Below are 24,481 nucleotides of genomic sequence, written 5' to 3'. Positions count from 1 at the left end.
CTCCTTTTAACGATTCATATACTGCACAAGCTCATTGTGATTGTGAAAAACCTTCAGACGCTCGGGGTCGACTACCCGCTGAATCTTTCTCTGCGACCTCATGGTTGTCTCGTAGGTTAGCATCCAAACCTGGTCAAATCCAGACCATGTGTCTTGGTTCGAGATGATGTGGTCGATGTCATTGGCTTCAACGATTTGAACCTGGTATTTTAGCGTAGCCCTTGCATCCTGATTTGCCTTTGTCCTGCTGCCAATTAAACAGACGCTGGGCAATTTACGGGGTTTTATCTCCTTACTTGGGCCATCGGATGATTTCTCCTCCGAAGTGGGAGGAGTACCTTGAATCACTTGAAACAAATCTACCTTCGCGAATGCATCTGCCATGGTTGTTCCGCTCAAATGTGTCGATCCGACCTTGTTCGACAAATTTCGAAGATGTGTAATTTCTGTGTTTTGTCTTTCGATTTCTGCCTGCAGCTTCGACCGCTCTTTCTCCCATTCAGCTTGTACCAAATTGTTGCTTGTGGAGGAGGACTCCAGTGCTGTAGCTTTATCTTTCAAGAGTTGCGATTGTTTTATAAAGTCATCTCTCTCCTGTTTCCATTTCTTTCTCTCTTCAAAATGTGTTTGCTTTAGCTCCTCTATTTGCTCCTTTAACTGGTCTACTTTTTCCTGGCTCGCTTTTAGCTTTCGTTCGAGGTCTTTTACATTATTGACGAGTTCCTCTTGGTTCTGTTTCTGTTCGCGTTCTAACTGTTCTTGCGTCTTCAGCTCTGCCATTTTCTCAGCAATTCGGTCGAGCTCGCCATTCGATTTTAACTTGTCGAACAGCAAATCCGCCGTTGTGTGATGTGTGGACTCTTTGCTGGTCAATAGGGCAAGCAAAATATCCACCACATCTGCACCATTTGCCACGTCTTCCTGCAAGTCTGCAAGACTTCGCTGTCTAATGTCTTCCGAGTCTCTATCTACCCTTGTGGGCGGACTTTTCACTTTATTGATTTTGGTCAGTATATCGTTGACCACCAAGGGCCGGATGTTTTTGATGTTCGCTGATGTGATGGTTCTAAACCCTTGTACCTGTGCCTTCGTTAACTTTGCAAAGGCAGCCAATTCTTCGTCCGGCATTGACTGTAAAACCCATTGCCACGTTTCTTGTCCCATGCACCTTCAACCCCTCAAAGTGTGTAGTCCCTTGACCCAGTCAACAGATCCTTACACGAACTGGATATCCCCTTGATTGTAATATAATTAACTAGAGATGTGAGATCTTCTTGACGCACATATGCTAGTTTTTCCGAACCTCAATCGTATCACTATCCAATATAATCTTGTACACCTATCTCTTAAATATAGAAAGGCGGTTTAACACGCACTCTCATTTAACGCGGTGACAGCAGTCAGTTAAGTAAAATAGATTTTCCCGCTAACGAACTTGATTTCTACCGAATGCCCAATCCCAGCCATGTCCCGCTTTAACTCACAACAGATTTGCATTTGATTTGCAATCGCACTCAACAACGAAAAATCGCGGCTTCCCGAGACATCCGAGAAACCGCGTCCTTATTGACTTTTATGGCGGAGAGGGTGGGATTCGAACCCACGGTGCCCTTGCGAACACGGCGGTTTTCAAGTTCCCCGCCTCGTGTTTTAGGTGATGTTACCTAATCCGCAAATGAGTTCCAAATAGAACAATGGCAATTGTATAAATCGAGGTATTTTTAAATGCGTTTAAAAAATCACCGGAAGAAATAGTCGGTGCGTTTCATCCACTATACGAAAAGCCCAAATTTGCCCTCTAGGGCGCTTAAGACTTGTCAATTGTCTTGTACCATAGCCACTGTCAAGCGACTTCCCACACTTATTTTATGCCCCGCCATACGGCCGATGTCGTCGGGTGTCAGAGCCGTAAAACGGAACTTTCACGCCGGTCCGTTATCCGAAGTTAAATTCCTTGGTACTCCCATGTGCATGGTGACATACGTACCATTATAGGCGTCAACGATGCTTCTCACTCTCGTTCTACGACGAGCCTCAGCTAGCGCTTGTAAGTCCAAACCGAGCCGTAAACTGGCCACAACGCTAATGACCAAGATAATCCACCGCGCCTAGATACCCACTCCAGCACTTGCAAGAAACTTGGGCCGTACAACCTGGACTTGAACTTCAGAAGAATCTAGTCGTGGACAAACTTGGACGTCGCCCGTTACAGTGCAAAACTATTGTTGTGATGAAATGGAACAGAAAAATGGAACAATACTTTGTCGAATTGCATTGCGATGCAGTACGCGGAATTCCAATGAAGATGTAAGCAGTAATGTGCGTGTGTACATTGCTGCTCTTTGCACAAGAAACTTAGATATGACAGGAAAAGAACACACATAAGACACATCCGGTGCACCCTATAAACATTGGTCATCGTCGCCAACCACAAAGATGGGTAGCCGATACCGGTCGTGCATCGCCGCCACGAGCGTCCACTGCAAGGCGTTCGTATCTTGAAACTCGTCTACTAGCAAGTACTGCAGTCTGTCAAAGAAGGGTAAATCCATCCCCTTCTCTACAGCGGTGGCGCCAGCCAGCAAGATATCGTCATAATCCCAACGGTTGCGCTGTTGTTTCAACTTTGTGTAGGCCGTGAACACGCGGCGTGATTCACGGTTCGAGGGCCGCACGTTGCACCCTACCACGCGCGAGTATTCCGTCAGCCGCTCGGTTACAGCGCGGTGCGTGATCTCGTCCGTCTTTCGAACGACTCGGCACATCGCGTCCCGCATCATGGTGAACTGTTCGCGAGTGTTCAACAACACAGGGATGTTCGGGGTCACTTCCAGCATCGCGCGAAAGATCTGGGAGTGAAACGTACCGATTCGAAGGGACTCCGTCGCGCGAAACGTCAGACGGTCGTGTCGGGCCAGTTTCTGACGCATGTGTTCTGCAGCTTGTCTGGTGAACGTGACGGCTAAAATCCTGTTTGGAGCGATCCTGTCGCGCCGCACCACGGTTGCAATTCGTTCCGTCAGTACGGACGTCTTCCCGCTCCCCGGCGCGGCGATCACCACAGTGGATAGAAGTGGTTCGTCGATAATCGCGCGTTGCTCGTCGGTCCATTGCGTCACCCTTTCACCCCCCACGACCAGCATGCCAGAAAACGCCGCACACGGCCATTACGCACTGTATCAATCCGAAACCATTTTGAAATTGGGCCAGTGCGCTTTACATCGTTCTGGGAAGCAGCCGTCTGTTGCACGGAACATTCGGCAAGGGTGGGGTTCACGTGGTATCATGAGCAGTCAGAGGAGGGCTTGTTACCCAATGGCCTTATATGCGATCGGTGACCTTCATCTCGCCAACACAGTTGACAAACCGATGGACGTGTTCGGGGAAGCTTGGAAAGACCACGCGGATAAGATCCGCGAGCACTGGACTTCCATTGTATCTCCACAGGATACGGTGCTCATTCCCGGGGATATTTCGTGGGCGATGACGTTAGATGAGGTCGTGCCTGATATCCAATGGATCCATTCACTTCCAGGTGCAAAAGTGATGATTCGTGGCAACCACGATTATTGGTGGACTGGAATCGGCAAGGTTCGGAGTCTATTGCCGCAGCAGATGTATGCGATTCAGAACGACAGCCTCTCAGTTGGGGATGTCACCGTAGCCGGCACACGGGGGTGGGTCCTGCCAAGCCACCCCAGCTTTCAAGACGAGGATGAGCATATCTTACAGCGTGAGGTTCATCGCCTAAAGCTCTCTCTCGATCACGCCGCGAAAAGTGGGCAACCCATCATTTGCATGCTGCACTACCCCCCCACGGGCGTCGATGGTGAGGAGACGGTGTTTACCCGCGTGTTGGAGGAGTATCGCGTTCAACTGTGCGTCTATGGACATCTCCATGGGGGGAGTCACCGATATGCGTTCAACGACACGCGAAATGGAACCCGCTACCAGTTGGTCAGTGCCGACTACGTGGGCTTTACACCGGTGATTCTCTAACGAGTTGGCGCGTCCAGGCACAAAATCGACCGGCGGCAGGCTGCCGCCGGTATTTAAACACCGCATTTGCACGTCAAGCGAGGCGAAAGGTGATGCTGTGCGGCGCGATCGCGCTCGTTGCGGTGTCTGCCATCCGCAGCACGACGTCGCAAAGAACATCGTCGTTGTACGACCTTCCTCCGCAGCCTAAACTTCATGGTCGACATCCGTTCGCCATTTTCCACAGGCTGTTCACCAGCCTTTTGTGCAAGCCGCATCATCGTCATCGTCATACAGCCCAGCCGCTTTCGCCACGCTTTTAGAAAATTGCGGTGTCAGTCCATACTATCCCCTGCCTTCCAGCGCTTTATGTCGGTGAATTCGCCACATTCAACAAAAAGACGCCATAGCCCATCGTCTGATGATTCGCTTCCAACCATCTGCCATTGGCCTCAATCAGCTGAAGCACTTGCGGGTCAGACAGCGCATGCTGGTCCGCCACCTCGTCGTCGCGCTGATTATCGGACATCTCCAACCTCTGGATAGGACCGGACCGCAACACTTTACACGCAAAGCCAGCCGCCTGGAACGAGCTTCTCCAGCCCGACAGGTCCGGTACGTGCTCCACTCCGTAAATCCGCCTGACACCTTCGCGCCATTCCGGGGTAACCGGCCGCAACGTCATCATTTCCACGTCGACCACTCGGCCGTTCGGCTTTAAAACGCGAGCGATTTCCGCGAGGGCACGGGGGAGCCGGACAAAGACGAGAACCGATTCGCAGACGACGAGATCAAACTGGTGATCTGGGAATGGAAGGGCCTCGGCCGACCCAGGGACCGTCCGGACGGCCACCCCCTCACGGCGAGCTCGACGTCGCGTATTCTCAAGCATTTTAGAACGAATATCGAGGGCTGTGACTTGGCACGACCAACGTTTTGCCATGGCACACGCCGTGGCGCCATTGCCGCAGCCGAGATCGAGAACCTCGGCTCCATCGGGAACGGATACGCGGTTCATCCAAACCGCCGACAGATTCCCACCACCAGGGTGGGCGTTGGCGACGCCAAGCCGCGCTAACATATCGTGATATTTCAAGGTGGGCCACCCCGCTTTCCCTCCATCGTATGCCAAGGCGGGCGAGAAGGATGGGCAACCGCCTGGTTCTCACTTGCGGCGGACAAGCGAATCACGTAGAGTGGAACTATTCATAGGGAGGATATCTATGCCGGAGATCAAACGCATCATGGAAATCAGTGTGGAAGAAGCAGGAGACTACATTTTCACACCTGCGGGTGTGCTGATCACATATCGAACGGACCAGTTTCGCGTGTTTGCGGAGAGCGCTCGCCACAACTTCTTGCGGCGCATCGTGTCAAAATATCCGTGGGAGAATCTCTTGGACGTGGTCGTGGAGCAGGGCACCAGTGTCCGGTTGCGCGACGTGACCGAAGAATTGAACACAAAAATCGGCCCCGATGAGATAAGCACCGAAGCCGTCCTTGAGTTCTGTTACCGTTCGAATCCGCGGCAACTGTTCTTTCTTCGCCGTTATTTCGACGACAGTTCTCCGTCCCAAGCAAGCATGCCGCCGTCGTAATTGGCGACGTCCTCAAACCCGTTCGCTTTTAGAAACTGCGCGACTCGCTGCGAACGGGCTCCGCTGCGACACACCAGGACGTAAGACTCGTCTGGCGAGAGTTCCCGAATCCACTCGCCAACCTCCTGCATCGGTTTCAGGGGCACGCCTGGAATATGCCCTTCAGCGTATTCTTCAGGCGTCCGAACGTCAATGACGACTGCAGAGCCCTCTTGAAGAATGGTTTTCAGCTCATCTGCGCTGTATTGTACGATCCCTTCGCGTTCCACGGTTGCACATACTCCTTTTGGACACCAAAGTGGTTCTTAGGCAGATATCCACCTGCCGCCTCTTCCACTGTACCACACCGCAAACCGCTTGTTGAAGCGAGGGAATCAAATCGAGCGCTCAGTTGAGATTCTTGAGGATGTGATCCACTTCTTTACGCAATACGTCCGCACTGATGGCGAATCCAATGCCCTGTGAACTCTGTGAAACCGCCGTATTCATCCCGACCACTTCACCGCGAAGATTGATCAAGGGCCCCCCGCTGTTGCCGCGATTGATGGCCGCGTCCGTTTGAATCAGATTGGGATATTCTCTATCGCCAATCTGGAGCGGCCGGTTCTTGGCGCTGACAATCCCGACCGTGACCGTGTTATCTAGCCCCAGTGGAGACCCGATAGCCAAAACCCATTCGCCGACATGAACGTCCTTGCCCTGACCGATTTTTAAAATGGGGGACGGAATCGGAATATCGGCGCTCAGAATGGCGATGTCGTGAGCCCGGTTGCGGCCGACTACTTGGGCTTCAACGAGATCTTTCTTTCCGAAAACGCGCAACATGATCCGATCTCCGTCACTTACCACGTGTTCATTGGTTAAAATGTAGCCTCTTGGATGGAATACAAATCCCGTGCCAATGTTCATCGCTGACCGCCCTTGTCGGGGTTGGCTTCTGTCCCACGGAAACAGCGGACGCGGCCCTAAACCTCGGCCGGTTGTAAGCGATTGAACAACCTCGATTCCCATCACGGCCTTCTTGTAGCGTTGAACAAGTGTCACGAAGTTGGGCAGCCCGGTGGACGTGCGTTTTGGTCGCACACTTGTTTGAGCTTTCTTTACCAACGCCATCACCCCCCACATGACAACTACACTGTTAACCCCGCTTAACGTTGTACAGTGTATTCCATCATCTTGACTGGTGTGAGGCGTCGGCTTGGAATCCACCACTGCCTATTCCAGGCCGTCTTGCTTGCGATAACGTACGCCGTAATTCCCTTTTCTCGTTCTGTAGACCTGAACCTTTAAATCACTCGCGCCACTGAGAAGATGGTCATCACGAACACACATGGCCACGTAGGATGCCACAGACTTTGAATCATACAATCTCGCTTCATATACCCACGACATCCGTCATCCCCCTTTGCGGGGCTAGTCTACCCAAGGGTAGTCTGACACATGCCTTCGCGACACTACGCTTGCACAGGCACGCGATTAGAAACCTCGACGTGGTAACCAGCAAATTTTTTCACGTTCAACACGCCCTCATCAAATAGCAAATACTGTCCCTTGATGCCGCGAAGCACGCCTGTGACCACAGGGCTCTTGTCGAGATTCATCGATTTCAGGTTGACCGCAAAGTCGGGCGTCCGCGGATAGCGAATGGCCTGCGGCTCGCCGCGGTCATGAAGCAGGTATTGGTGAAAGTCGGGATCGAGTTTGTCGATGACGCCTTTCACCACCTCCAAGAGCGGTACATCGGGTGCCGTTTCCTCCTTCAGCATCTTCCGCCAGTCGGTTTTGTCCGCCATGTGCTTGGCAATCTCCATCTCCAACTCACCAGCGATGCGCCGAGTCGGCACTTCCGCGATGACCATCGCGAGCGTGGCACCTTGATCCATCCAACGCTTGAGCTCCCTGCCCTTGCGCGTGAGCCCCACCTTGTATCCACTGCTCCACGCGAGATAGACGTAGTGTGGGATCATACAGTGGCCTTGTGCCCACGCCTCGTCTCGACACGTGCCCAAGTGAAAGTGACACTCGTGTGGTTTGACGATACACAGATCACACTCCGCCAGGCTTCGAACACAGGGGAAACAGTACCCGCTTTGAAATAGCTTGTTCACTTTGCGCCCGCACGCAACACATCGTTTGACACCCGTATGTACGATTTGCACTTCCGAGCCAATCCAAGAATTTAGTGGCTGTACCAGATTCTCAAATTCCAAAGTGTACTCGACCGGGTCTCCAAGAACTTGATTCAGTGATCGCAAATCGCCCGCTAACATAATCTTTGCCTCCCTGCACACACTATGCGCGTTCCAGAAATCAAACATAAAAGAGGTACGCATATGTTCTATGTCGCTCTGGCCATCATCCCTGGCCTGCTGCTGCTGGTGTTTATCTACACGCGAGACCAGTTGCATCCAGAACCCAAACGACAAGTTTTCCGATTGTTCATCCTCGGTGCCGCAATCGTCCTGCCAGCTGGAGTCATCGAACGCCTGATGATGAACTCCCGTGGGTTCACAGAAGGTGGGATTGAGGGGCGGCTGATTACCGCCTTCTTCGTTGCGGGAATGATTGAGGAGTTCTTAAAGGCGTCGATTTTCGATCGCGGCGTGTACCAAAGCCACCTCGTGCGAAGGCCCGTCGATTGCATCGTCTACGCCGCCGCCATCGGGCTTGGCTTTGCCACGGTGGAAAACGTGATGTACGTGACGAGTTCCGGGCTGATGACGGCAATTGTTCGGTCCGTTACGGCCGTTCCCGCACACTTCATGTTCGCCATCATTATGGGTTACTGGTTCTCCAAAGCGAAATTCCGAGGTTCCCCGAAGGCGCTGGCTTATATCATACCGGCGTGCGTTCACGGAATTTACGACACCTTCGCACTCAGTTCTACGGTGGTCGCAGATTTGGTCCTCGTGTTCTTCTTGTTGTTCTTAGTCGAGACGTCCGCCCGCATCATGAAGCGCGTCCGCACTGCAACCAACGGGACGGCGACTCGGTATGCGACGTGAGCGCACGCGGACATCAGCGCATGTCGAAGCCGTTCGTTCCAAACGGGGAGGGTCCCGGTGCAAGGCCCTCGAACACGAAGAGCCAGCCCTTCTCCGCCCGATAGACGGACATTTCGGTATGCTCGTCGATCATCAATAGCTGAAAGAGGTTCATATCTGTCCGAAAAAACGGACTTAGATACTCATCGTGAAGTCGTACATTCAAAACTCGGTATTTGTCACCTGGATCTACGCGAATTCCCTCTGTGCCCACCATACCTTCGAGTTGTAACTCGGCGATGAGGCGTTTTGGATCCTTGAGTCTTCCCCGTAGATAATCGTATACGTTGCGCGCGGCTTTCGCCTTGCGGCTCTGTTCAAGGACAAGCGCAAAATGTGGCAAATCATACACTCCCGAGCGCTCATATCCTAGGTGTCATGCCGGGAAAACGCCCCGGCATGCACCCGCATGCAAAACGCCCCCTGTGGTAAACCAACCGGATTAGGGGGCGTTTATGCAAAGAGGATATGGGAAAGTCTGTCCCCATTATAACCAAGCGCTAATGAGAAGGAAATAGCATTCTTACTATTTCCCAAACAAATTTCGAGTTTTTTTTGTAGAACATCTCTATAGCAACCTAATTTTACCTCGTGGGCAGGAACAACGTTGGCACCCACTCTTCCGCCATAGCACTGACCCATATCACATCTGCTCCGCGCTCGCGCGCGATCTCCCGGAGTCTTCGAACGGGATCCATCGCCAATTGCGTCCCGATGACGACGAGATAGGCAGCGGCTGCCACCCATTCGACCGCTCTCGCGATATGCCTGACCGCATCCCCTTCGAGGATGAAACCGGGAAATAGTTGCGCCCTGCAGGTCGGGCAGCTTGGCACGTCGTCCTTCCAAACCAATTGACTCGCGAAGACGGCATCGCACTGGAAACAACGAAGTTCTCGCAGATTGCCATGAAGTTCTATCACCTCTTGGCTGCCCGCGTCTCGATGCAACCCATCGATGTTCTGTGTGATAATTCGAATGCGGGCGTCGGCGAGCGCTTGGTGTGCTGGATTGGGCGTGGCCCGCCGCCAACCTGAGAGAATGTCACGATACGCCGCAAACGCTTGCGACGGGCGCTCCTCCCACGTGTGGAGCATAAAGAACTCGTTGAGCGGGATGCCTTGAACAACCTCGTTGCCGAGCGGTAGGCCGCTGGCCACACTGATGCCTGCACCAGTCAGTGCGACGGCGTTGTCGCGGTTCAATTTATCTGCCAGAGCCTGGACGTCAATCTCTCGGGAGCGACGTACTCCTAATTCATACATCACAATCATTACACCTATTCAAAATAGTAAGTTAAATTTCAAATATTCTATTTACACCCTACTAGTCCGTCGATATATTTACAGCATAAGGTTCGACAATATCGAAGGGGGTCAAAAAATTGAATCAAAATTTTGGAAAGCGAGTGCGAAGTTTACGCCTTTCAAGACACTGGTCGCAACAGGAATTGTCGATGCGCTGTGGCATCTCTACGCCGCACATCTCTTCCATCGAACGGGACAAGCGTCATCCATCCCTCGAATACGCACAGAGAATCGCCACTGCTCTTGGCGTTCCCCTATCCTCGCTGTGTGACGAGCGCACCGAATTTCAGGCGCCAAAAATGCGAAATTCACCAGACGAACTGCCGCTGTACTTGCAGAATTTTATCCTCAACGAGTCAGCGTTTCCGTACTTGGAGGCCGCACAGCGCATGAGCACGCTTCCCGAGGAAGAAGCGAGCTTTCTGACCAAGCTCATCGAACTGCTGGCGCACAGGGACCATTTGCTGGCGGGTTATCAACCGGATAGTCGAGTGTTGTAGGCCGCTTGGCCCCTTGCACGTTCGCCTTGCTCTGCTTTCACTCTGCGGTGAGGGGCCCCTCTAGACGACTCAGCGCGATTCCCAGAACGCTTTTACCCCGAACCGCCCCTTCCTCGTTTGGTACACGCCAACGTAGCTTGGGAGACGTTGGCTCAAACACAACGTCCCCTCTTCGATTCGCGCAGCCAGACAATCTGCTTGAAACTTGGTGTCCACAAGCCGCAGGTAGTATACCCAAGCCACGCCACTATCACTCCTTATCGTGCTGTTCGCCGTCTATCTCCATATCGTCCCGTTGAATCGGCAGGATCACCGTGAACGTGGTGCCCTTCCCAATCGCACTCTCGACGAGGATATCGCCGCCGTGCTCAGTTACAATATGTCTCGCAATCGCGAGTCCTAACCCAGTACCAGAGCGAGATCTCGTTCGCGCTTTGTCCGCTTTATAAAAACGTTCAAAGATATAAGGCACATCCCCCTCGGGAATGCCTGCACCCGTGTCGGATACGCGAACGTACACATAACGTCCGCTGATATCCGCTGAAAATGTGATCTTTCCTTCCGAGGTGTGACGAAAGGCGTTATCCAGTAGGTTGGTGAACACCTGCTCCATCCTGTCTACGTCCGCGTCCATAATCATGGCTTCGTTCTCGATTCGCAGTTCGAATCCTACGCCGAAGTCTTGGGCTAACGCCTGGAATTTTCGAGCCACCCGACGCATGACGAGTGAGAAGTCGATGGTGTCCATATTCATTTGGAACTGTCCGCTTTCGAGCTGGGCGAAATCGAGTAAGTCGTTCACCAGCCGTTTCATCCGCAATGTCTCGTCGTGGATAATTTCCGTAAGTTCGCGTCTCATCTCTGGGTCATCGGAGATGTCGTCGAGCAACGCTTCCGCGTATCCCTGCATCATGCTGAGCGGCGTGCGCAATTCGTGCGAAACATTTGCGATAAAGTCCTTTCGCAGCCTATCCAAACGACGCTCCTCGGTGACGTCGCGAAGAACGGCCAAAGTCCCCCGCATCTGTGTCCCATCCACTTCGTACAAAGGCAACATGGTGATGGCCAGCGACCGTCCTTCCCACGTAGCCTCCTGAACCACGGGCTCCTCGAAATCGGTCACGTGCGAGAAGAGCATCATCAACCGTTCGGGGAGTTTTTCCATCGTCGCGATGCCCCGTTCCGCGACGGACATCGAGCGCAAGCGGCGTAGCGCCGGTGGGTTTGCGAGCGTCACACGCCCTTCTTTATCCGTCGCCACGACCCCATCCTGCAGAGAGGACAGGATGCTGCTGAGCTGATCCCGCTCAATCGAAAGCTGCTCAATGGTCTTTGCCAACTCAGCTGCCAGCGCGTTAAACGTGTTTCCGAGCCGGCCGACCTCGTCGTGGGTCACCACTTCGACCCTCTGCGAAAAGTGTCCTAGGGCCATCTCCTCTGCCGCCTTGTTCATTTCCACAAGCGGACGCGACAGGTTCTTCGACACGACAAAAGCCAAACCGGTGGCAAGGACGATGGCGAGGACCGTATCGAAGATGATCAGGTTGCGCATGCGGTGAACAGGTTGTTCGAGCACACTCATCTGCTGCGACACCGCGACCATTCCGGGTGTACTTGTGGAGCTCGGGAGCTTCTGGTAGACGGACAGCTCACTGGCTCCACCCACGGTCGAGTTGACCACGACTGGCTTGCCAAGATTAAAATCGCTCAGCTGCGTCGGCGTGAAATGGTGATACGCGGTCACGAGTTCCGCTTCCCTCGTCAGCGGCGTCGCGGCGACCACATGCGCCTGTAACACGTTCTGCGAGACTTCTCCAAGGACACTCATCGCAGTGGCAGGGTCGTTGGTCGGGAGAATTCGGTTGACGGACGTCGCCAGGCGTGTCAGTTGCTCCGTCTCGCGTTGAACCACGTAGTTTACGAAAAATTGTTGAAGAAGTACGGCTAAAAGTGCTAAGACCAAAAAGACCATCGCGACGATGGTCAGCCATAATTTTGATGCGACGCTGTTGCGTATCACAGGGCGACCTCGAATTTGTAACCTACGCCCCACACGGTCACGATGTACTGACTCACCGGGTCTGACGCCTGTCCAAGCTTTTCGCGAAGGCGCTTGATGTGGGTGTCAACGGTGCGTTGGTCGCCGTAGAATTGATAATTCCAAACGTCGCGTAACAGTTCTTCGCGGCTAAACACCTTGTCAGGTCGCTGAGCCATGTAGACCAGTAAATCGAACTCTTTCGGCGTGAGACTGATCTCGTTGCCATCCACTTCTACGCGCCTTGCGTCGATGTGGATGACAAGCCCCGGGAAGGTCAACGCCTGTTGAAGATCGGCCTTTGCGTATTCGGTCTCGCCGGTCCGCTTCAAAAGCGCCTTCACGCGCATAATCAACTCGCGCGGACTAAACGGCTTCACGACGTAGTCATCTGCACCAAGTTCAAACCCGTGAATGCGGTTCATCTCGTCCCCGGCCGCCGTGAGCATCACAATCGGGACGTCACTGTGCTGGCGGATGTGGCTGCACACGTCTCGACCATCCATCCCCGGCAGCATCAAGTCGAGAATGATCAGGGAAAATGGCTGAGCCAATGCAATGTCTACGGCCTCGGTGCCGTCCTCGGCTTCGACTACGTCAAACCCGCTGCGTTCTAAGTACATCCGAACCAGTCTGCGGATACGCTCCTCATCGTCAACAACTAAAATACGTGGTTGCGGCATGCTAAACCCCCGTTCTTAAAGCTAGATCCATTATAAGTGGTAGGTGCAACCACAACAACTCACGAAAAAAACGGCAAGTCGAGAGACTTGCCGTTCGCGTACGCCCCTCACCGCCCGGTCGGAAACACCATCGTGACCATCGTGCGAAAATTGTTCCAAACCGCAGTCACCGGTCGCCCTGCTTTCATCTCCCCTGCAAAGCTTTGGAAACGGTGATACGCGTCTGGGCTCGCGCTGACGTAGACGGTGTCTACGCGATTGTCGATGTGCTTGACCGCATTGACGATGGCGTCCTTTTGTTTCATGCCCAAGTCGGTCTTGGTGGGTTTTTTCTGATCAATGGCGACATACGCCGTCCTCCCCACCACAAACACGAATGCGTTTTTCGCGTAACCGCGCTTGACCAGCCCGTTTGCGATGTTGGTGGCCATCTGTACGTGCTGTGGATCGCCAATCGCTCCGGTAGGCGCTTGTTTGGTCACGCGCTGCGTCGCGTTCATCACGTCAGCCGCACGCTTGGATGTGTTGTTTACGTTCGCAGCGCATCCGCTTAATACCAGGGCCACAAGTGCTGCACTGGCCAGTGTTAACCTCGTCTTCATCCATATCACACCCCTTTTGGGGTTAGGATGCAATGAATCGAGGAGTTCAATTCATCATTTTTTGCCTGCGCGGCGTTTCGGACCGCCCTGCCCCGCCGGCTTGCAGCCGCCGCGGCCACCTCGAAGCGGACGCCCGGGGCGCACAGCCCGTTGTTCCTTCGGTGGAAACGTAGGTTTGGTATACGGCGGCGGTGTCAAATCGACGCTGCGGTACAGAGCTTTCCACTCGGATGGTGCGAGTAGGCGCCAGTCACCTGTCTTCAAGTGGCCCAACGCAATGGGGCCAAAGGCGATGCGCTTCAACCGTTTGACCGGCAAGTCGAGCGCGTCAAACATCCGTCGAACCTGGCGGTTGCGACCTTCGTGAATCGCAATCTGAACGACTGACTCTTCGCCTTGGCGCATCATTTCCACCTGCGCCGGAGCCGTCACTCCGTCCTCCAGTTCGATACCCTCGGCCAAGCGTTGGCGCGCTTCGCGGTCAACCTGCCCTTCGACGGTCACACGGTACACTTTTTCGATATCGCGCGACGGGTGCAGCAAACGTTCTGTCAGGGCTCCATCGTTGGTAAACAGTAAGAGACCACTCGTGTCGTAGTCGAGTCGACCAACCGGGTACAGCCGTTCCGCCACCTTCGGGAGCAAGCCCATCACCGTGCGCCGCCCTTCGGGATCCGACACGGTGGTCATATACGCGGTCGGCTTGTTTAAGAGGATGATCACTTTTTGTTCCACAGCGACCTGTTTACCGTCTACGGCGATGACCTGTTTATCGGGATCTACTAAGTGGCCCATCTCGGTAATTTGCTCACCATCGACCGTGACGCGGCCCTCTGCAATCAGTTGTTCGCACTTTCTACGAGACGCTACGCCCGCGTGTGCGAGTACTTTTTGTAATCGTTCCATAATTCATCTCCTGCTCAGGTACAATACGAACCTAGACATGTATCATACCAGACAACAAGGACACTGCGAAAACGGATGCGATCACGCTGACGAAATCGCTCAATAGCCCAACGCCCATCGCATAACGAAACTTTCGAATTCCCACGCTGCCAAAATAGACGGTGAGGATGTACAGCGTCGTATCTGAAGACGCCTGCATGGTCGACGCCAACATTCCGAGCCACGAATCTGGTCCCTGTTTCGGTTGTTCAAAGATGTTCACCATAAACGCGAGCGACCCTGATCCGCTGATGGGGCGCAACAGCGCCATCGGCGCCACTTGAGGCGGAATGTGCAACCACTGTAACAAGGGCGTCAACAGTTTTACCAGGATGTTCATCGCCCCTGACGCGTCAAAAACGGCCACCGCGACGACCATGGCGATAAGGTGCGGAATCAGCTTAATAGACGTCGCGAATCCACCTTTCGCGCCGTCGACAAACGTATTGTAAATTGGCACCCGCTTGATGAATCCAAAGAACAGAATCGATCCGACGACGAGCGGCAACAACCACTCACTGGCAACACTCAACATCTGCTGCATCACGCTGCCCTCCGTCGCCGAGAAAGTCTCCGAAACACGCGGTCGAGAACAATGGCGAAGGCCGTTCCAATCGCCGATGCGACCAAGGTCGTACCGACGACAGCGGTCGGCTGATGCGAATGATATTGCATGCGAATGGCGACGACTGTGGTCGGAATCAGCGTGATGCTGGCCGTGTTGATGGCGAGCAGTGTGCACATCGCGTCGCTCGCCGTTTCCTTATCCGGATTTAAGGTTTGTAACTCATGCATCGCCTTTAACCCCAGCGGCGTCGCCGCATTGCCAATGCCGAGCAAGTTCGCGCTCATGTTCGCGAGTATCGCGCCCATCGCCGGGTGGTCGGCCGGGACCGACGGGAACAAAAATCGTGCGACGGGTCGCAGCAACTTCGAAAGCCACGCGATGGCCCCCGCCCGTTCGGCGATATTCATCAAGCCCAGCCACAGCGCGATGACGCTAATGAGCCCAATCGACAGCGTGACGCCTCGTTCCGAACCGTGGATGATGGCATCCGCCACCTTGCTCATGTTCCCAGTGAACATGGCTGTCACGATACCCGCCAAAAAAAGTACAAGCCAAATAAAGTCGATCACGGCTGGTCACACCCCCAAGCAAAAGGACAAACCTCCTTGTCCATGGGTATGCCAGCCGCGCCATTTCTAACACTCCAGTTTGTCGCCGCGCAACTACACCACAGGCGGCGTTGACGCCTGGGCCGGTGCCCCGCCCTGTTTCTTGCTGGGTTGCATAAATGACTGAATGCGTTCCATCACCGAAGGCGCCATATCGATGAGTCGATCGTACAATTGGTTTTGGTTGTCGGTCGACAACAGGCGAACGTTGTTGCCGTGTACGATGAGAAAGCCGATTGGCGTGATGGAAACGCCACCGCCGGATCCGCCGCCAAACGGATTCTCCCCATCACTTGAGCCATTGCCCTGACTGGGGCTGGAAGTAAATTCACTGCCGCCCGCTGCAAATCCGAATCCAACTTTGGACACCGGGAGGATGACGGTTCCATCTGGGGTTTCGACGGGATCGCCAATAATGGTATTCACATCAACCATTTCACGTATGTTCGACATCGCCGTTTGCATAAGGCCTTGTATTGGATGATCCAACGTTACGTCCTCCTTTTCCAGGCTAACAGAAGCCTGATGCCTGCGCTGATAGCGTAACCCAAGCGAATACTCATTATGCTCTGCGTTCTCACCTGAAGCACGAATTGGTTAAAGACCGGGTGAATCGCGATGGACGGGACCTGGCGAAGTCGACAAAACTGCCCCATATAGCCAAACAGCGACTCGAGGACCATGTAGAGAACGCCGACAGACGTTCCAGTGACGACCGCGTCGGAAAGCCCCACGTTCGCCTCCAAATGAATGAACCGCACGTGGAGATGACGAGCCGACTGGCGAACAATCCGCGACGAGATTCGCATAAATTCCAGCAGTGGGCCCAACTCGCGAAAAACCTGTGCCAAGTCCGCCGCCGAAAAAATCCCATGCGATTCGTTCGCCTTCGACTCAGTTTTGACGCCTACCGCCGGCCCATTGTCGGTGACGCCGACCTGGATCTTGGTCAACTCGCGTTTGATGTGAATCAGTCCGCCAAGATAGCGCAGCTCGATTATCCCCTGATCATCCTCTTGAAAGTGCTCATAACGGACACGGATTTCCACGGGGAGTAAGAGCAGGGTCGCGAGACATATGAGAACTGCCAGGATTATGAGGAGCCAAATCATCTCGTATGCCACCTTTTCACGTCGGTGACATTATGTGTTATCTACTTGGCTCCTATGCACGCCTCAATCGCGTGCGATTTCGGAGGGCAACGCAAAGAGGGACACGTCCTGCTCTTCGGGCGCAGGCGGAAGTGGCGGAAGTTCAGACAAGGATTTCAAACCGAAGTGGCGCAAGAACTGTTCTGTCGTGCCAAACAGGATGGGGCGGCCAGGTGCGTCCTGCCGTCCGACTTCGCGGACCAGTTGGCGGTGGACGAGTGTCGCCAAGGCCCGATCCGACTGCACCCCGCGAATTTCGTCGATCTCAGCGCGGGTGATCGGCTGCTTGTACGAGATGATGGCAAGCACTTCGAGTGCCGCCGCCGATAAGCTCGACTGCATCGGCGCCTGCGCCATCCGCTTGAGAAACGGCGCCAGCTCCGGTCGGGTCGTCAACTGCCACGTATCCGCCACCTCTTGCAGCGTGATACCCGCCCCGCGCTCGTTGAATGCCGCGCGCAGTTGGTGGCACAAGTTGCGCGCATCGGCCTCCGAACAATCTAATATGTGAGCGATATCCGACGTTTGCAAACCGTCGCTGCCGGCTGCAAACAAAATCGCCTCAACCGCTGACAGAAGTTGCATCGTTGTTTGTCTCCCCTATCCAAATGAGCTCCAGGGGCCCAAAGGCTTCTTCCTGAACGAAGCGAAGCGCCCGATCTTTGATCAATTCGAGAATGGCCAAAAAGGCTGTCACGAGCGTGTGCCGATTGTGCACAAAATCCATGAGTTGCGAGAACTCGATCCTGCGATATCGCTGCAACCGCTCGACAATTTCGCCCATCAGATCTTCAACGCGCTCCACGTGACCGCGGATCTCCGCGACGCGCTCAAGCTTTGGCATGCGCATGTACAGCTTGCGAAACGCGTCGACCAAATTCCAGAGACTCACCCCAGTGAGTTCCGGCGCTTCACGACTCTTGTAAGCAGATAAATCCATAGGCGCACGAGAATACACTTGCGCCTGCGCCGTCGCCAGTTCGGACAGTTGACCTGCGGCCCACTTGCACCGCTGATACTCGATGAGTTGTTCGACCAGCGGAGCTCGTGGGTCCTCCTCCTCGTCCTCTGCAGTCGCTCGAGTCCGAGGAAGCAGCATTCTCGACTTAATCGCGAGCAAGGTGGCCGCCATGACGACGAACTCGCTGGCGATTTCCAGCGACCACTCTTCCATGGCCCGCAAGTACGACAAGTACTGATCTGTGATTTCCGCAATCGGGATATCGTAAATATCCACTTCATTTTTGCGGATGAGGTGCATCAATAAGTCGAGGGGTCCCTCAAATTGTGCCAGTCTTACCTCGTACGACACATTACGCACGCCTCTCCATGAAAATGGCGCCGTTTCTCGTCAGGCAACCGATGGCCAAAGGCCTAAAAGAACCAAGACGCGATGACGCCGTTCAACAAGTTGACAAATGGCTCAAATACCCACGTGTCGAAATACGGAACGATAAATAGGAACATGAGAATAAACGGTCCATACGCGTCCAATCGACTGAATGCAATCGCCTGTTTTAAGGGCAGCAGGTGTCTCAAAATTTGCGATCCGTCGAGTGGCGGCAAAGGAATAATATTAAACGCAAACAATGCGACATTGACTTGTGCCACGTCGAACAGAATCGTGGACAAGAGGCCAGTATAACTGGGGTGTGCAACAAACAACACGAAATAGGCCAATACCGCGAGGACGAGGTTGGCGCACGGACCCGCTGCCACCGCCAAAATCATGGACAGCCGCGGCCGCTTGAAGTTGTTCATGTTAATTGGGACAGGACGCGCCCACCCAATCGGCGCGAACAAAATCATGATAATGCCCAGCAACTCGAGGTGCACGAGTGGGTTGAGCGTGAGCCGACCGTTCATGCGCGCGGTCTTGTCCCCTTGTAAATCCGCTACAGCCGCATGTGCGAACTCGTGGATGACGAGGCTGAAGAGGACGATAAAGATAACGAGAATATAGGACGGTGACGAGAGTCTCGAAAACATTAAACCGTGTGCCTCCTTGGGTCCGTTCGGGCTCATTATAGCATAGCCGTTTTAGAGGCTGCGCAGTCGCTGCGGCCAGAGTAGCCGCTCGTGCCACTTGAGCACCGAGGCCTGTCCAAGGGAACGGCACAAATCCTGAAGAAGTGAACGGTGGTCCGTAAGTATCACCAATCTGTTCTGGTCGCTAAAAGGAACGCCGACCGGCAGGTCGAGCACCGACGCAAAGCGCGATTTCGCGGCGCGCACGAACGTGCCGCGGGCACCGGTCGCCAGGTTTTGGCCGATGATGTTATACGCGACGACACCCTGTGGGCGCAGTCGCTGTCGCAGGGCGTCCAGCGCGTTTGGGTCGAGCGCTGGTTGGTAGATGTCGTTGCGCATATATGCATCCACGAAAATCAGGTCGTATAAATTTGGCATATCTGCTCGGATAAAAGCAAAACCATCGCCCACATAATAGTCCGCCCTGCGATGGTCTGGCGCGTGAAAGTAGCGAATGGCGACCTCGAGCACCGTCTGGTCAATTTCCACACCGTACAATTGTGCATTCGGGTGGCTGGCTAGCACGGAATTGAGCGCTGTCCCAGTGCCAACGCCAATCGACAGGAAGGAGTCGACGGTGCCAAGCGACTGGACCAATCCGGCGAACGCCCGCTGGTATGGAAAAACCGGTCGATCTAGCCGGGCCTGGTCCAGCGCCCCCTGCCAGCCGCCCCGCCCGCCAAACCGCATCATGCGAACACGTCTCTTTTCGACCACTTCAATTCGGGCATGCACAGTTCCAGGTTCTGAGTAGATGAGTGAAATGGCGGTTCATTCCCGTCTACGTGTGATTTGTGTTTAGTATACAACACACGCGGGTGGCGACGGGGCATGAACCGATGAATTCAGACGGCCTTAGGCGGCCGCGACCGCCGGTGTCCGCCGCCAAATGCGTGAAAGGAACGGCCACGCCGGTCGAACAAAGCCCATAAACGACTGGAACATACCGAAATAGCGGAACAGTTGCGGCAAAAACATGAGTAAGCTGACCACTTCGTCACCTCCGCCCGTTTCTCCCTCCACGGTATGCGGTCGCACGGCTTTCGTTGTGGGCTGGCTGGATTTTGTGCTTGTTCGAATGCATCAAAATCCACTCGATGGCGGAAGTCGTGACAGGTGCACCGCGTTCGGGCGCGTCTTTGCCATTCATCTTGCCGATGTCGCCAATGCCGATGACCAGTGGCGCGTCGACTCGGCGCAAAATATCGACCGTGTCACCGTGTACGACATAGCTGCGGCACGGTATCCCGTCCTTATCTACAGCCGTCTCCACCCTCTGGCCATTGGCATCGATACTGAAGTCGACCGCCACGCCTTCCACGCGACTCGTGTTCGACGCCACCGCCAGCGTGGCGATGACGTGCACGTCGGGGTGGTTCAAGAGCACGCACAGGGCCTGTTCACCGCAGGCCTCATTTCCATCGCCGTTGTCGTCCAACATGACGACGACGGGATCGTAGGGCGTTTGACGAATGCAGCACACGAGTTCAATCGCGGACAACGGCGTCGGATTGCCCGCACTTTTGGAGATGAGGCGACATCCAGTGCGCCGCGCGGCGACGCGCAGGGCGCGAAAGGCCACATGGTCCCCATCCGTGACGACGATGACACGCCTCTTCTCGTCTGGTGCGAGCCTTCGCCGCATTGGCCGCATGGTTCATCATCCCTTCGGCTTGGCAATGACGGCGGCCAAAAAGCCGAACACGATAGCCGCGGAAACGCCAGCGCTGGTCACTTCAAAAATGCCGGTGATAATGCCGATCAAACCGTGAAGATGCGCCTCCTGCGTCGCTCCGTGTACCAGCGCGTTGCCAAAGCTGGTGATTGGAACGGTGGCGCCGGCGCCGGCAAACTTGATCAGCGGATCATACAACCCGAACCCATCCAAGACCGCACCGGCCACGACCAACATGGCCATGATGTGGCCCGGCGTCAGTTTTGAAAAATCCATTACAAGTTGTCCAATCGCACAAATTCCTCCACCGACGAGAAACGCCCAGATGAATGTACTCCAAGTCGGCATCTCAATTCCCGTCCTTTCGTTCAAAGGCAATCGCGTGCGACACACCCGGAATAGAATCGTGTTGTTGTGCGCTCACGGCGGAAAGTAACGCCCCTGTAGCGCTGACCAAGATCCGCTTGTAACTGCCATTCAGCACGCGTTTCAACAGGTGCCCAAACGTCACCAGCGAGCAACATGCCCCGCCACTGCCACCGGAAAAAACGTCCGGTTGTGCGGAGTCGTAAATGAGTACACCGCAGTCGGTCAGGTGTCCGACGTCTGTCAACCCCTCCTTCGTGAGGAGCTCTTTTAACAGCGTGTGCCCGATATGACCAAGGTCGCCCGTTGCGACGCAATCGTAGTCGCGTAAGCTGCGACCTGTGTCGTTCAGGTGTGCGCGGATGGTGTCTGCGGCGGACGGGGCCATCGCGGCACCCATCTCCCAGGGGCTGGTGACCCCGTAATCCATCACTTTTCCCACCGTCGCGTGCGTGATTTGAATTCGACTCGGCTCGTTTGTGAGCACCGCGACCCCTGATCCGGTCGCCGTACGCTGTGCGGTCGGCGGCTTTTGTGCGCCATATTCGGTTGGATAGCGAAACTGCCGTTCGGCGGTGCTCGTGTGGCTTGACGTCCCAGCCAGCACGCGCTGGCCGTGTTGCGTATGGACGATGAGACCGCCGATGGCGAGCGCTTCGCAGATGGACGCACACGCACTGTAGACACCTAATGCGGGAACGCTGTGCCCGCGAAGCCCTAAGTAGAACGACGTGAGCTGTGCATTGAGATCGGCGCCAATGAGCATATCCAGTTCTTGTGAAGTGATGCGCGCGTTCTCCAGGGCTATTTGGGCGGCCGTCCCGAACATCGATTGTTCAGAATGCTCCCACGTGTCGCCGTCCACTCGGTCGTTCTCAAGGTGAACGTCGAAGTCCCGGCCTAACGGACCGGCACTTTCAAGCTGTCCGGCAACTGTGCCGACACCCGCCACGTAAACGCCCTGTCCCTTACTAAAATCCCACGTTTGTCGACCGATTTTCGGCATGCGCGACCCCCCTGCTTACAGATGTGTGACAATGTAGCGAATGAGCGATACGAAAAAGGCACTGACCACCCCAAAGACGATGACAGGGCCCGCAAGTTTAAACATGTTTCCACCGATACCGCTGACCCATCCCTCGCTGCGGTGTTCCATCGCAGCCGACGCAATCGTGTTGGCAAAGCCGGTAACCGGCACGGCAGACCCGGCGCCAGCCCACTGCGCGAAGCGGTCGTAGACGCCGAGAGCGGTAAATAACACGGACAAGAAGATCATCACCGCTACCGTTGGATTCCCTGCGTCGGTCGGCTTAAAGTGGCCGTACCGGATAAACAGGGTTTGCACGATTTGACCGAGCTCGCAAATGAGGCCACCGACGACAAATGCGCGAATCGTGTTGATGACAACCGTTCGCGGTGGCCGATGTTGTTTGACCAATTGCTGATATCTGTCTCGATCCGCCTTGGTTACACTCACGAACATTCCCCCAACGTCAATCAATCTTCGCGGGGTATTGTGCCCAAGTTCCACTGTCCTAACGCGGGCTTCGTCAGATCGGTGGCACGGCAGCCAAAAAGAGCCTTCACATCGCTACACGGCAAACGGCGCGTACCGATGTGAAGGCTCTTATGCTCCAGAGGGCGAACGGGCGGCACGTGCCGCCCTCACTCCAACTGTTCCTTGATCTGTTGAAGAATTTTTTTCTCCAAGCGCGAGACTTGAACCTGCGAAATGCCCAATACCCGCGCCACATCACTTTGCGTTTTATCCTTAAAAAATCGCATGTACACGATATATCGCTCGCGTTCTGGGAGTCGTCCGATGATTTCGTGTAATTCGATTTTGTCAAATCGCCCCTGAGTGTCCTCATCGGCGATTTGGTCCATCAAATAGATCGGATCTCCGTCGTTTTCATAGACGGTTTCATGAATCGACGTCGGCGCCCGCAAAGCTTCCTGCGCGAACACGATTTCCGACGGCTCCATGCCCATCGCTTCTGCGACTTCCGTGATATGCGGCTGGCGCCCCAGTTGTTTGGCGAGATTGTCTCGAACGTGGCGGATTTGCTTCGCCGTTTCCTTCAGACTCCGACTGACCTTCACCGTGCTGTCATCCCGCAAAAAACGCTGAATCTCACCGATAATCATCGGTACCGCGTACGTCGAGAACTTCACGTCGTACGACAGATCGAATTTGTCGACCGCCTTCATCAACCCAATACAGCCGATTTGAAAGAGGTCGTCCGCATCGTATCCGCGCCCTAAAAAGCGTTGTACGACAGCCCACACTAGGCGCTGGTTGTGAATCACCAAACGGTCGCGGGCGTCCTGGTCACCCTCGTGACTCGCGTCGATGAGCGAGCGCACTTCATCGTCGGTCAGCTTCTTGTTCTTCGCGGAAGTCTCTTTAGCGTGATCCATTTACGAGACCCCCATTACATTTGGACGCGGTCTGTACCAAACGTCTTGATCATCGTGACGCGCGTCCCGCGCCCCACGGTCGATTCCACCTCTAACTGATCGACAAAGCTCTCCATGATCGTCATCCCCATCCCTGACCGCTCCAGTTCCGGCCGCGAAGTGTACATGGGCTGACGCGCTTCCTCGAGGTCAGGAATGCCCACCCCCTCGTCCTCAATCACAATCTTCACAGAGTGATTAGACAACGCGCATTCAATGCGCACTTCCCCGTCGCGCTCTTCATACCCGTGAATGATGGCGTTGGTGACGGCTTCGGACACGGCTGTCTTGAGTTCTGTGAGCTCTTCCATGGTCGGGTCCAACTGCGCTACGAAGGAAGCAACCGCAACGCGAGCCAACGATTCATTTTCGGAACGGCTGGCAAATTGAAGCCGCAAGTAATTGTCAACCTGTACTTCACTCACAATACGCTCCACGACCTTCACGCTCCTTTCACTGCCTGCACAGCGACATCTTCTGCTTCATATAAGGGGAGGACTTTTAACAGCCCAGACATTTCGAATAGTTTCTTCAAGGACGGGCCAACTTCACAGAGTGCCATTTGACCGCCGCGTTGAGAGACGCTGCGAAACCGCCCCAAGATGAGCCCCAGTCCGGAGCTATCCATGAAGTCAATATTTCGGAAGGACATCACTAATCCCTGATAGTCGGAATGTGCGAGTTGTTCCTCAATGTCGTCACGCATTTGTTCCACCGCGTGATGGTCGAGTTCCCCCTGAAGGCTGATGACGAGCACGCCATTCTCATAACGTGAATTGACTGACACCGTTGTTATCTCCCTTCATATGTACCGCTTTGGCTGAAACAATTAGCCTTTTGCCAAGATGAATCCTGCATCGCGACAAAACTAGAAGTATTTCTACCTATTTCGACAAATCACCCGTTTCAATCTGTTCGCCGAACATA

General features: G+C 54.5%; 34 protein-coding genes. 4 read left to right on the top strand and 30 right to left on the bottom strand.

Annotated features, from left to right (window positions below; all coding sequences use genetic code 11):
* Window positions 1-6: 6 nt before the first annotated feature.
* Together NZD89_RS13890 and NZD89_RS13885 are read right to left on the bottom strand one after the other, a co-directional pair.
* On the bottom strand, window positions 7-1,164 hold the full coding sequence (locus tag NZD89_RS13890) for a hypothetical protein (protein WP_268008276.1): 1,158 nt from the start codon (window positions 1,162-1,164) through the stop codon (window positions 7-9).
* Between the two features lie 1,238 nt (window positions 1,165-2,402).
* Window positions 2,403-3,119, bottom strand: a complete 717-nt coding sequence (locus NZD89_RS13885) for a UvrD-helicase domain-containing protein (RefSeq protein WP_268008275.1) — start codon at window positions 3,117-3,119, stop codon at window positions 2,403-2,405.
* A 196-nt stretch (window positions 3,120-3,315) separates the two neighbouring features.
* On the opposite strand from NZD89_RS13885, the gene NZD89_RS13880 reads away from it, so the two are divergent.
* Window positions 3,316-3,999: a metallophosphoesterase gene (locus NZD89_RS13880; protein WP_268008274.1), complete on the top strand. Its 684-nt coding sequence runs from the start codon at window positions 3,316-3,318 to the stop codon at window positions 3,997-3,999.
* Window positions 4,000-4,345: 346 nt separating this feature from the next.
* Here NZD89_RS13880 and NZD89_RS13875 read toward each other — a convergent pair whose 3' ends face one another.
* Window positions 4,346-5,074: a class I SAM-dependent methyltransferase gene (locus NZD89_RS13875; RefSeq protein ID WP_268008273.1), complete on the bottom strand. Its 729-nt coding sequence runs from the start codon at window positions 5,072-5,074 to the stop codon at window positions 4,346-4,348.
* A 127-nt stretch (window positions 5,075-5,201) separates the two neighbouring features.
* Here NZD89_RS13875 and NZD89_RS13870 point away from each other — a divergent pair, with 127 nt between their 5' ends.
* Complete coding sequence (locus NZD89_RS13870; protein WP_268008272.1) at window positions 5,202-5,576, top strand: hypothetical protein; 375 nt, start codon at window positions 5,202-5,204, stop codon at window positions 5,574-5,576.
* On the opposite strand, the gene NZD89_RS13865 is transcribed toward NZD89_RS13870, so the two are convergent.
* From NZD89_RS13865 to NZD89_RS13850, 4 genes are all read right to left on the bottom strand, one after another.
* The gene (locus tag NZD89_RS13865) at window positions 5,528-5,845 is read right to left on the bottom strand and encodes a rhodanese-like domain-containing protein (RefSeq protein ID WP_268008271.1); all 318 of its coding nucleotides are present in this window, start codon (window positions 5,843-5,845) and stop codon (window positions 5,528-5,530) included. The genes NZD89_RS13870 and NZD89_RS13865 overlap by 49 nt on opposite strands.
* A 118-nt stretch (window positions 5,846-5,963) precedes the next feature.
* Window positions 5,964-6,683: a S1C family serine protease gene (locus NZD89_RS13860; RefSeq protein ID WP_326492934.1), complete on the bottom strand. Its 720-nt coding sequence runs from the start codon at window positions 6,681-6,683 to the stop codon at window positions 5,964-5,966.
* A 108-nt stretch (window positions 6,684-6,791) separates the two neighbouring features.
* Window positions 6,792-6,968, bottom strand: a complete 177-nt coding sequence (locus tag NZD89_RS13855) for a hypothetical protein (RefSeq protein WP_268008270.1) — start codon at window positions 6,966-6,968, stop codon at window positions 6,792-6,794.
* Between the two features lie 62 nt (window positions 6,969-7,030).
* Window positions 7,031-7,846 (bottom strand): DUF2797 domain-containing protein, encoded by an 816-nt coding sequence (locus NZD89_RS13850; RefSeq protein WP_268008269.1) that lies wholly within the window; start codon window positions 7,844-7,846, stop codon window positions 7,031-7,033.
* Between the two features lie 63 nt (window positions 7,847-7,909).
* On the opposite strand from NZD89_RS13850, the gene NZD89_RS13845 reads away from it, so the two are divergent.
* Window positions 7,910-8,581 (top strand): PrsW family glutamic-type intramembrane protease, encoded by a 672-nt coding sequence (locus NZD89_RS13845; RefSeq protein ID WP_268008268.1) that lies wholly within the window; start codon window positions 7,910-7,912, stop codon window positions 8,579-8,581.
* 13 nt (window positions 8,582-8,594) lie between these two features.
* Here NZD89_RS13845 and NZD89_RS13840 read toward each other — a convergent pair whose 3' ends face one another.
* Window positions 8,595-8,963: a hypothetical protein gene (locus NZD89_RS13840; protein WP_268008267.1), complete on the bottom strand. Its 369-nt coding sequence runs from the start codon at window positions 8,961-8,963 to the stop codon at window positions 8,595-8,597.
* A 241-nt stretch (window positions 8,964-9,204) separates the two neighbouring features.
* Window positions 9,205-9,885, bottom strand: a complete 681-nt coding sequence (locus NZD89_RS13835; RefSeq protein WP_268008491.1) for an SIR2 family NAD-dependent protein deacylase — start codon at window positions 9,883-9,885, stop codon at window positions 9,205-9,207.
* Between the two features lie 119 nt (window positions 9,886-10,004).
* Between NZD89_RS13835 and NZD89_RS13830 the strand changes: the two genes are divergently transcribed.
* The gene (locus NZD89_RS13830) at window positions 10,005-10,427 is read left to right on the top strand and encodes a helix-turn-helix domain-containing protein (protein ID WP_268008266.1); all 423 of its coding nucleotides are present in this window, start codon (window positions 10,005-10,007) and stop codon (window positions 10,425-10,427) included.
* Between the two features lie 69 nt (window positions 10,428-10,496).
* Here NZD89_RS13830 and NZD89_RS13825 read toward each other — a convergent pair whose 3' ends face one another.
* The 21 genes from NZD89_RS13825 to spoIIAA all read right to left on the bottom strand — a co-directional run bounded on the left by NZD89_RS13825 (window position 10,497) and on the right by spoIIAA (window position 24,341).
* Window positions 10,497-10,670 carry a hypothetical protein gene (locus NZD89_RS13825; protein ID WP_268008265.1) on the bottom strand — a complete coding sequence of 58 codons (174 nt, stop codon included), beginning with the start codon at window positions 10,668-10,670 and terminating at the stop codon, window positions 10,497-10,499.
* A 7-nt stretch (window positions 10,671-10,677) separates the two neighbouring features.
* Complete coding sequence (locus tag NZD89_RS13820) at window positions 10,678-12,447, bottom strand: ATP-binding protein (protein WP_268008264.1); 1,770 nt, start codon at window positions 12,445-12,447, stop codon at window positions 10,678-10,680.
* On the bottom strand, window positions 12,444-13,148 hold the full coding sequence (locus tag NZD89_RS13815) for a response regulator transcription factor (RefSeq protein ID WP_268008263.1): 705 nt from the start codon (window positions 13,146-13,148) through the stop codon (window positions 12,444-12,446). Before NZD89_RS13815 ends, NZD89_RS13820 begins: the two co-directional genes overlap by 4 nt.
* 107 nt (window positions 13,149-13,255) lie before the next feature.
* Window positions 13,256-13,750, bottom strand: coding sequence for a YhcN/YlaJ family sporulation lipoprotein (locus tag NZD89_RS13810; RefSeq protein WP_268008262.1), 495 nt, complete (start codon window positions 13,748-13,750; stop codon window positions 13,256-13,258).
* Window positions 13,751-13,804: 54 nt separating this feature from the next.
* Window positions 13,805-14,656: a pseudouridine synthase gene (locus NZD89_RS13805; protein ID WP_268008261.1), complete on the bottom strand. Its 852-nt coding sequence runs from the start codon at window positions 14,654-14,656 to the stop codon at window positions 13,805-13,807.
* 31 nt (window positions 14,657-14,687) lie between these two features.
* On the bottom strand, window positions 14,688-15,239 hold the full coding sequence (locus NZD89_RS13800; RefSeq protein ID WP_268008260.1) for a spore maturation protein: 552 nt from the start codon (window positions 15,237-15,239) through the stop codon (window positions 14,688-14,690).
* Entirely contained in the window at window positions 15,239-15,832 is a 594-nt protein-coding gene (locus NZD89_RS13795) for a nucleoside recognition domain-containing protein (protein WP_268008259.1), read from the bottom strand. The genes NZD89_RS13800 and NZD89_RS13795 overlap by 1 nt, the downstream gene beginning before the upstream one ends.
* Before the next feature lie 93 nt (window positions 15,833-15,925).
* Window positions 15,926-16,360: a GerW family sporulation protein gene (ytfJ, locus tag NZD89_RS13790; RefSeq protein ID WP_268008258.1), complete on the bottom strand. Its 435-nt coding sequence runs from the start codon at window positions 16,358-16,360 to the stop codon at window positions 15,926-15,928.
* Between the two features lie 2 nt (window positions 16,361-16,362).
* Window positions 16,363-16,983 carry a DUF2953 domain-containing protein gene (locus NZD89_RS13785; RefSeq protein ID WP_268008257.1) on the bottom strand — a complete coding sequence of 207 codons (621 nt, stop codon included), beginning with the start codon at window positions 16,981-16,983 and terminating at the stop codon, window positions 16,363-16,365.
* 63 nt (window positions 16,984-17,046) lie between these two features.
* On the bottom strand, window positions 17,047-17,607 hold the full coding sequence (scpB, locus tag NZD89_RS13780) for an SMC-Scp complex subunit ScpB (RefSeq protein WP_268008256.1): 561 nt from the start codon (window positions 17,605-17,607) through the stop codon (window positions 17,047-17,049).
* The gene (locus NZD89_RS13775; protein ID WP_268008255.1) at window positions 17,585-18,334 is read right to left on the bottom strand and encodes a segregation and condensation protein A; all 750 of its coding nucleotides are present in this window, start codon (window positions 18,332-18,334) and stop codon (window positions 17,585-17,587) included. Before NZD89_RS13775 ends, scpB begins: the two co-directional genes overlap by 23 nt.
* A 62-nt stretch (window positions 18,335-18,396) precedes the next feature.
* A complete protein-coding gene (locus NZD89_RS13770) occupies window positions 18,397-19,011 on the bottom strand; it encodes a site-2 protease family protein (RefSeq protein ID WP_268008254.1) in 615 nt (204 codons plus the stop codon).
* Window positions 19,012-19,062: 51 nt separating this feature from the next.
* Window positions 19,063-19,746, bottom strand: a complete 684-nt coding sequence (locus NZD89_RS13765; protein ID WP_268008253.1) for a spermidine synthase — start codon at window positions 19,744-19,746, stop codon at window positions 19,063-19,065.
* 162 nt (window positions 19,747-19,908) lie between these two features.
* On the bottom strand, window positions 19,909-20,046 hold the full coding sequence (locus NZD89_RS13760; protein WP_268008252.1) for a hypothetical protein: 138 nt from the start codon (window positions 20,044-20,046) through the stop codon (window positions 19,909-19,911).
* Between the two features lie 4 nt (window positions 20,047-20,050).
* The gene (locus tag NZD89_RS13755; RefSeq protein ID WP_326492933.1) at window positions 20,051-20,707 is read right to left on the bottom strand and encodes a stage V sporulation protein AE; all 657 of its coding nucleotides are present in this window, start codon (window positions 20,705-20,707) and stop codon (window positions 20,051-20,053) included.
* Window positions 20,708-20,713: 6 nt separating this feature from the next.
* Window positions 20,714-21,076: a stage V sporulation protein AE gene (spoVAE, locus tag NZD89_RS13750; RefSeq protein ID WP_268008251.1), complete on the bottom strand. Its 363-nt coding sequence runs from the start codon at window positions 21,074-21,076 to the stop codon at window positions 20,714-20,716.
* Between the two features lies 1 nt (window position 21,077).
* Entirely contained in the window at window positions 21,078-22,100 is a 1,023-nt protein-coding gene (locus NZD89_RS13745; protein ID WP_268008250.1) for a stage V sporulation protein AD, read from the bottom strand.
* A 15-nt stretch (window positions 22,101-22,115) separates the two neighbouring features.
* The gene (gene spoVAC / locus NZD89_RS13740; RefSeq protein WP_431308610.1) at window positions 22,116-22,577 is read right to left on the bottom strand and encodes a stage V sporulation protein AC; all 462 of its coding nucleotides are present in this window, start codon (window positions 22,575-22,577) and stop codon (window positions 22,116-22,118) included.
* 182 nt (window positions 22,578-22,759) lie between these two features.
* On the bottom strand, window positions 22,760-23,515 hold the full coding sequence (gene sigF / locus NZD89_RS13735; protein ID WP_268008248.1) for an RNA polymerase sporulation sigma factor SigF: 756 nt from the start codon (window positions 23,513-23,515) through the stop codon (window positions 22,760-22,762).
* A gap of 14 nt (window positions 23,516-23,529) precedes the next feature.
* Window positions 23,530-23,991, bottom strand: a complete 462-nt coding sequence (gene spoIIAB, locus NZD89_RS13730) for an anti-sigma F factor (protein ID WP_268008247.1) — start codon at window positions 23,989-23,991, stop codon at window positions 23,530-23,532.
* Window positions 23,992-23,996: 5 nt separating this feature from the next.
* The gene (gene spoIIAA, locus NZD89_RS13725) at window positions 23,997-24,341 is read right to left on the bottom strand and encodes an anti-sigma F factor antagonist (RefSeq protein WP_268008246.1); all 345 of its coding nucleotides are present in this window, start codon (window positions 24,339-24,341) and stop codon (window positions 23,997-23,999) included.
* Window positions 24,342-24,481 lie beyond the last annotated feature (140 nt).

The sequence above is a fragment of the Alicyclobacillus fastidiosus genome, from assembly GCF_026651875.1.
Classification (GTDB): domain Bacteria; phylum Bacillota; class Bacilli; order Alicyclobacillales; family Alicyclobacillaceae; genus Alicyclobacillus; species Alicyclobacillus fastidiosus.
Note: the sequence above shows the minus strand (reverse complement) of the source record. Positions and strands in the feature narration are given on the sequence as shown.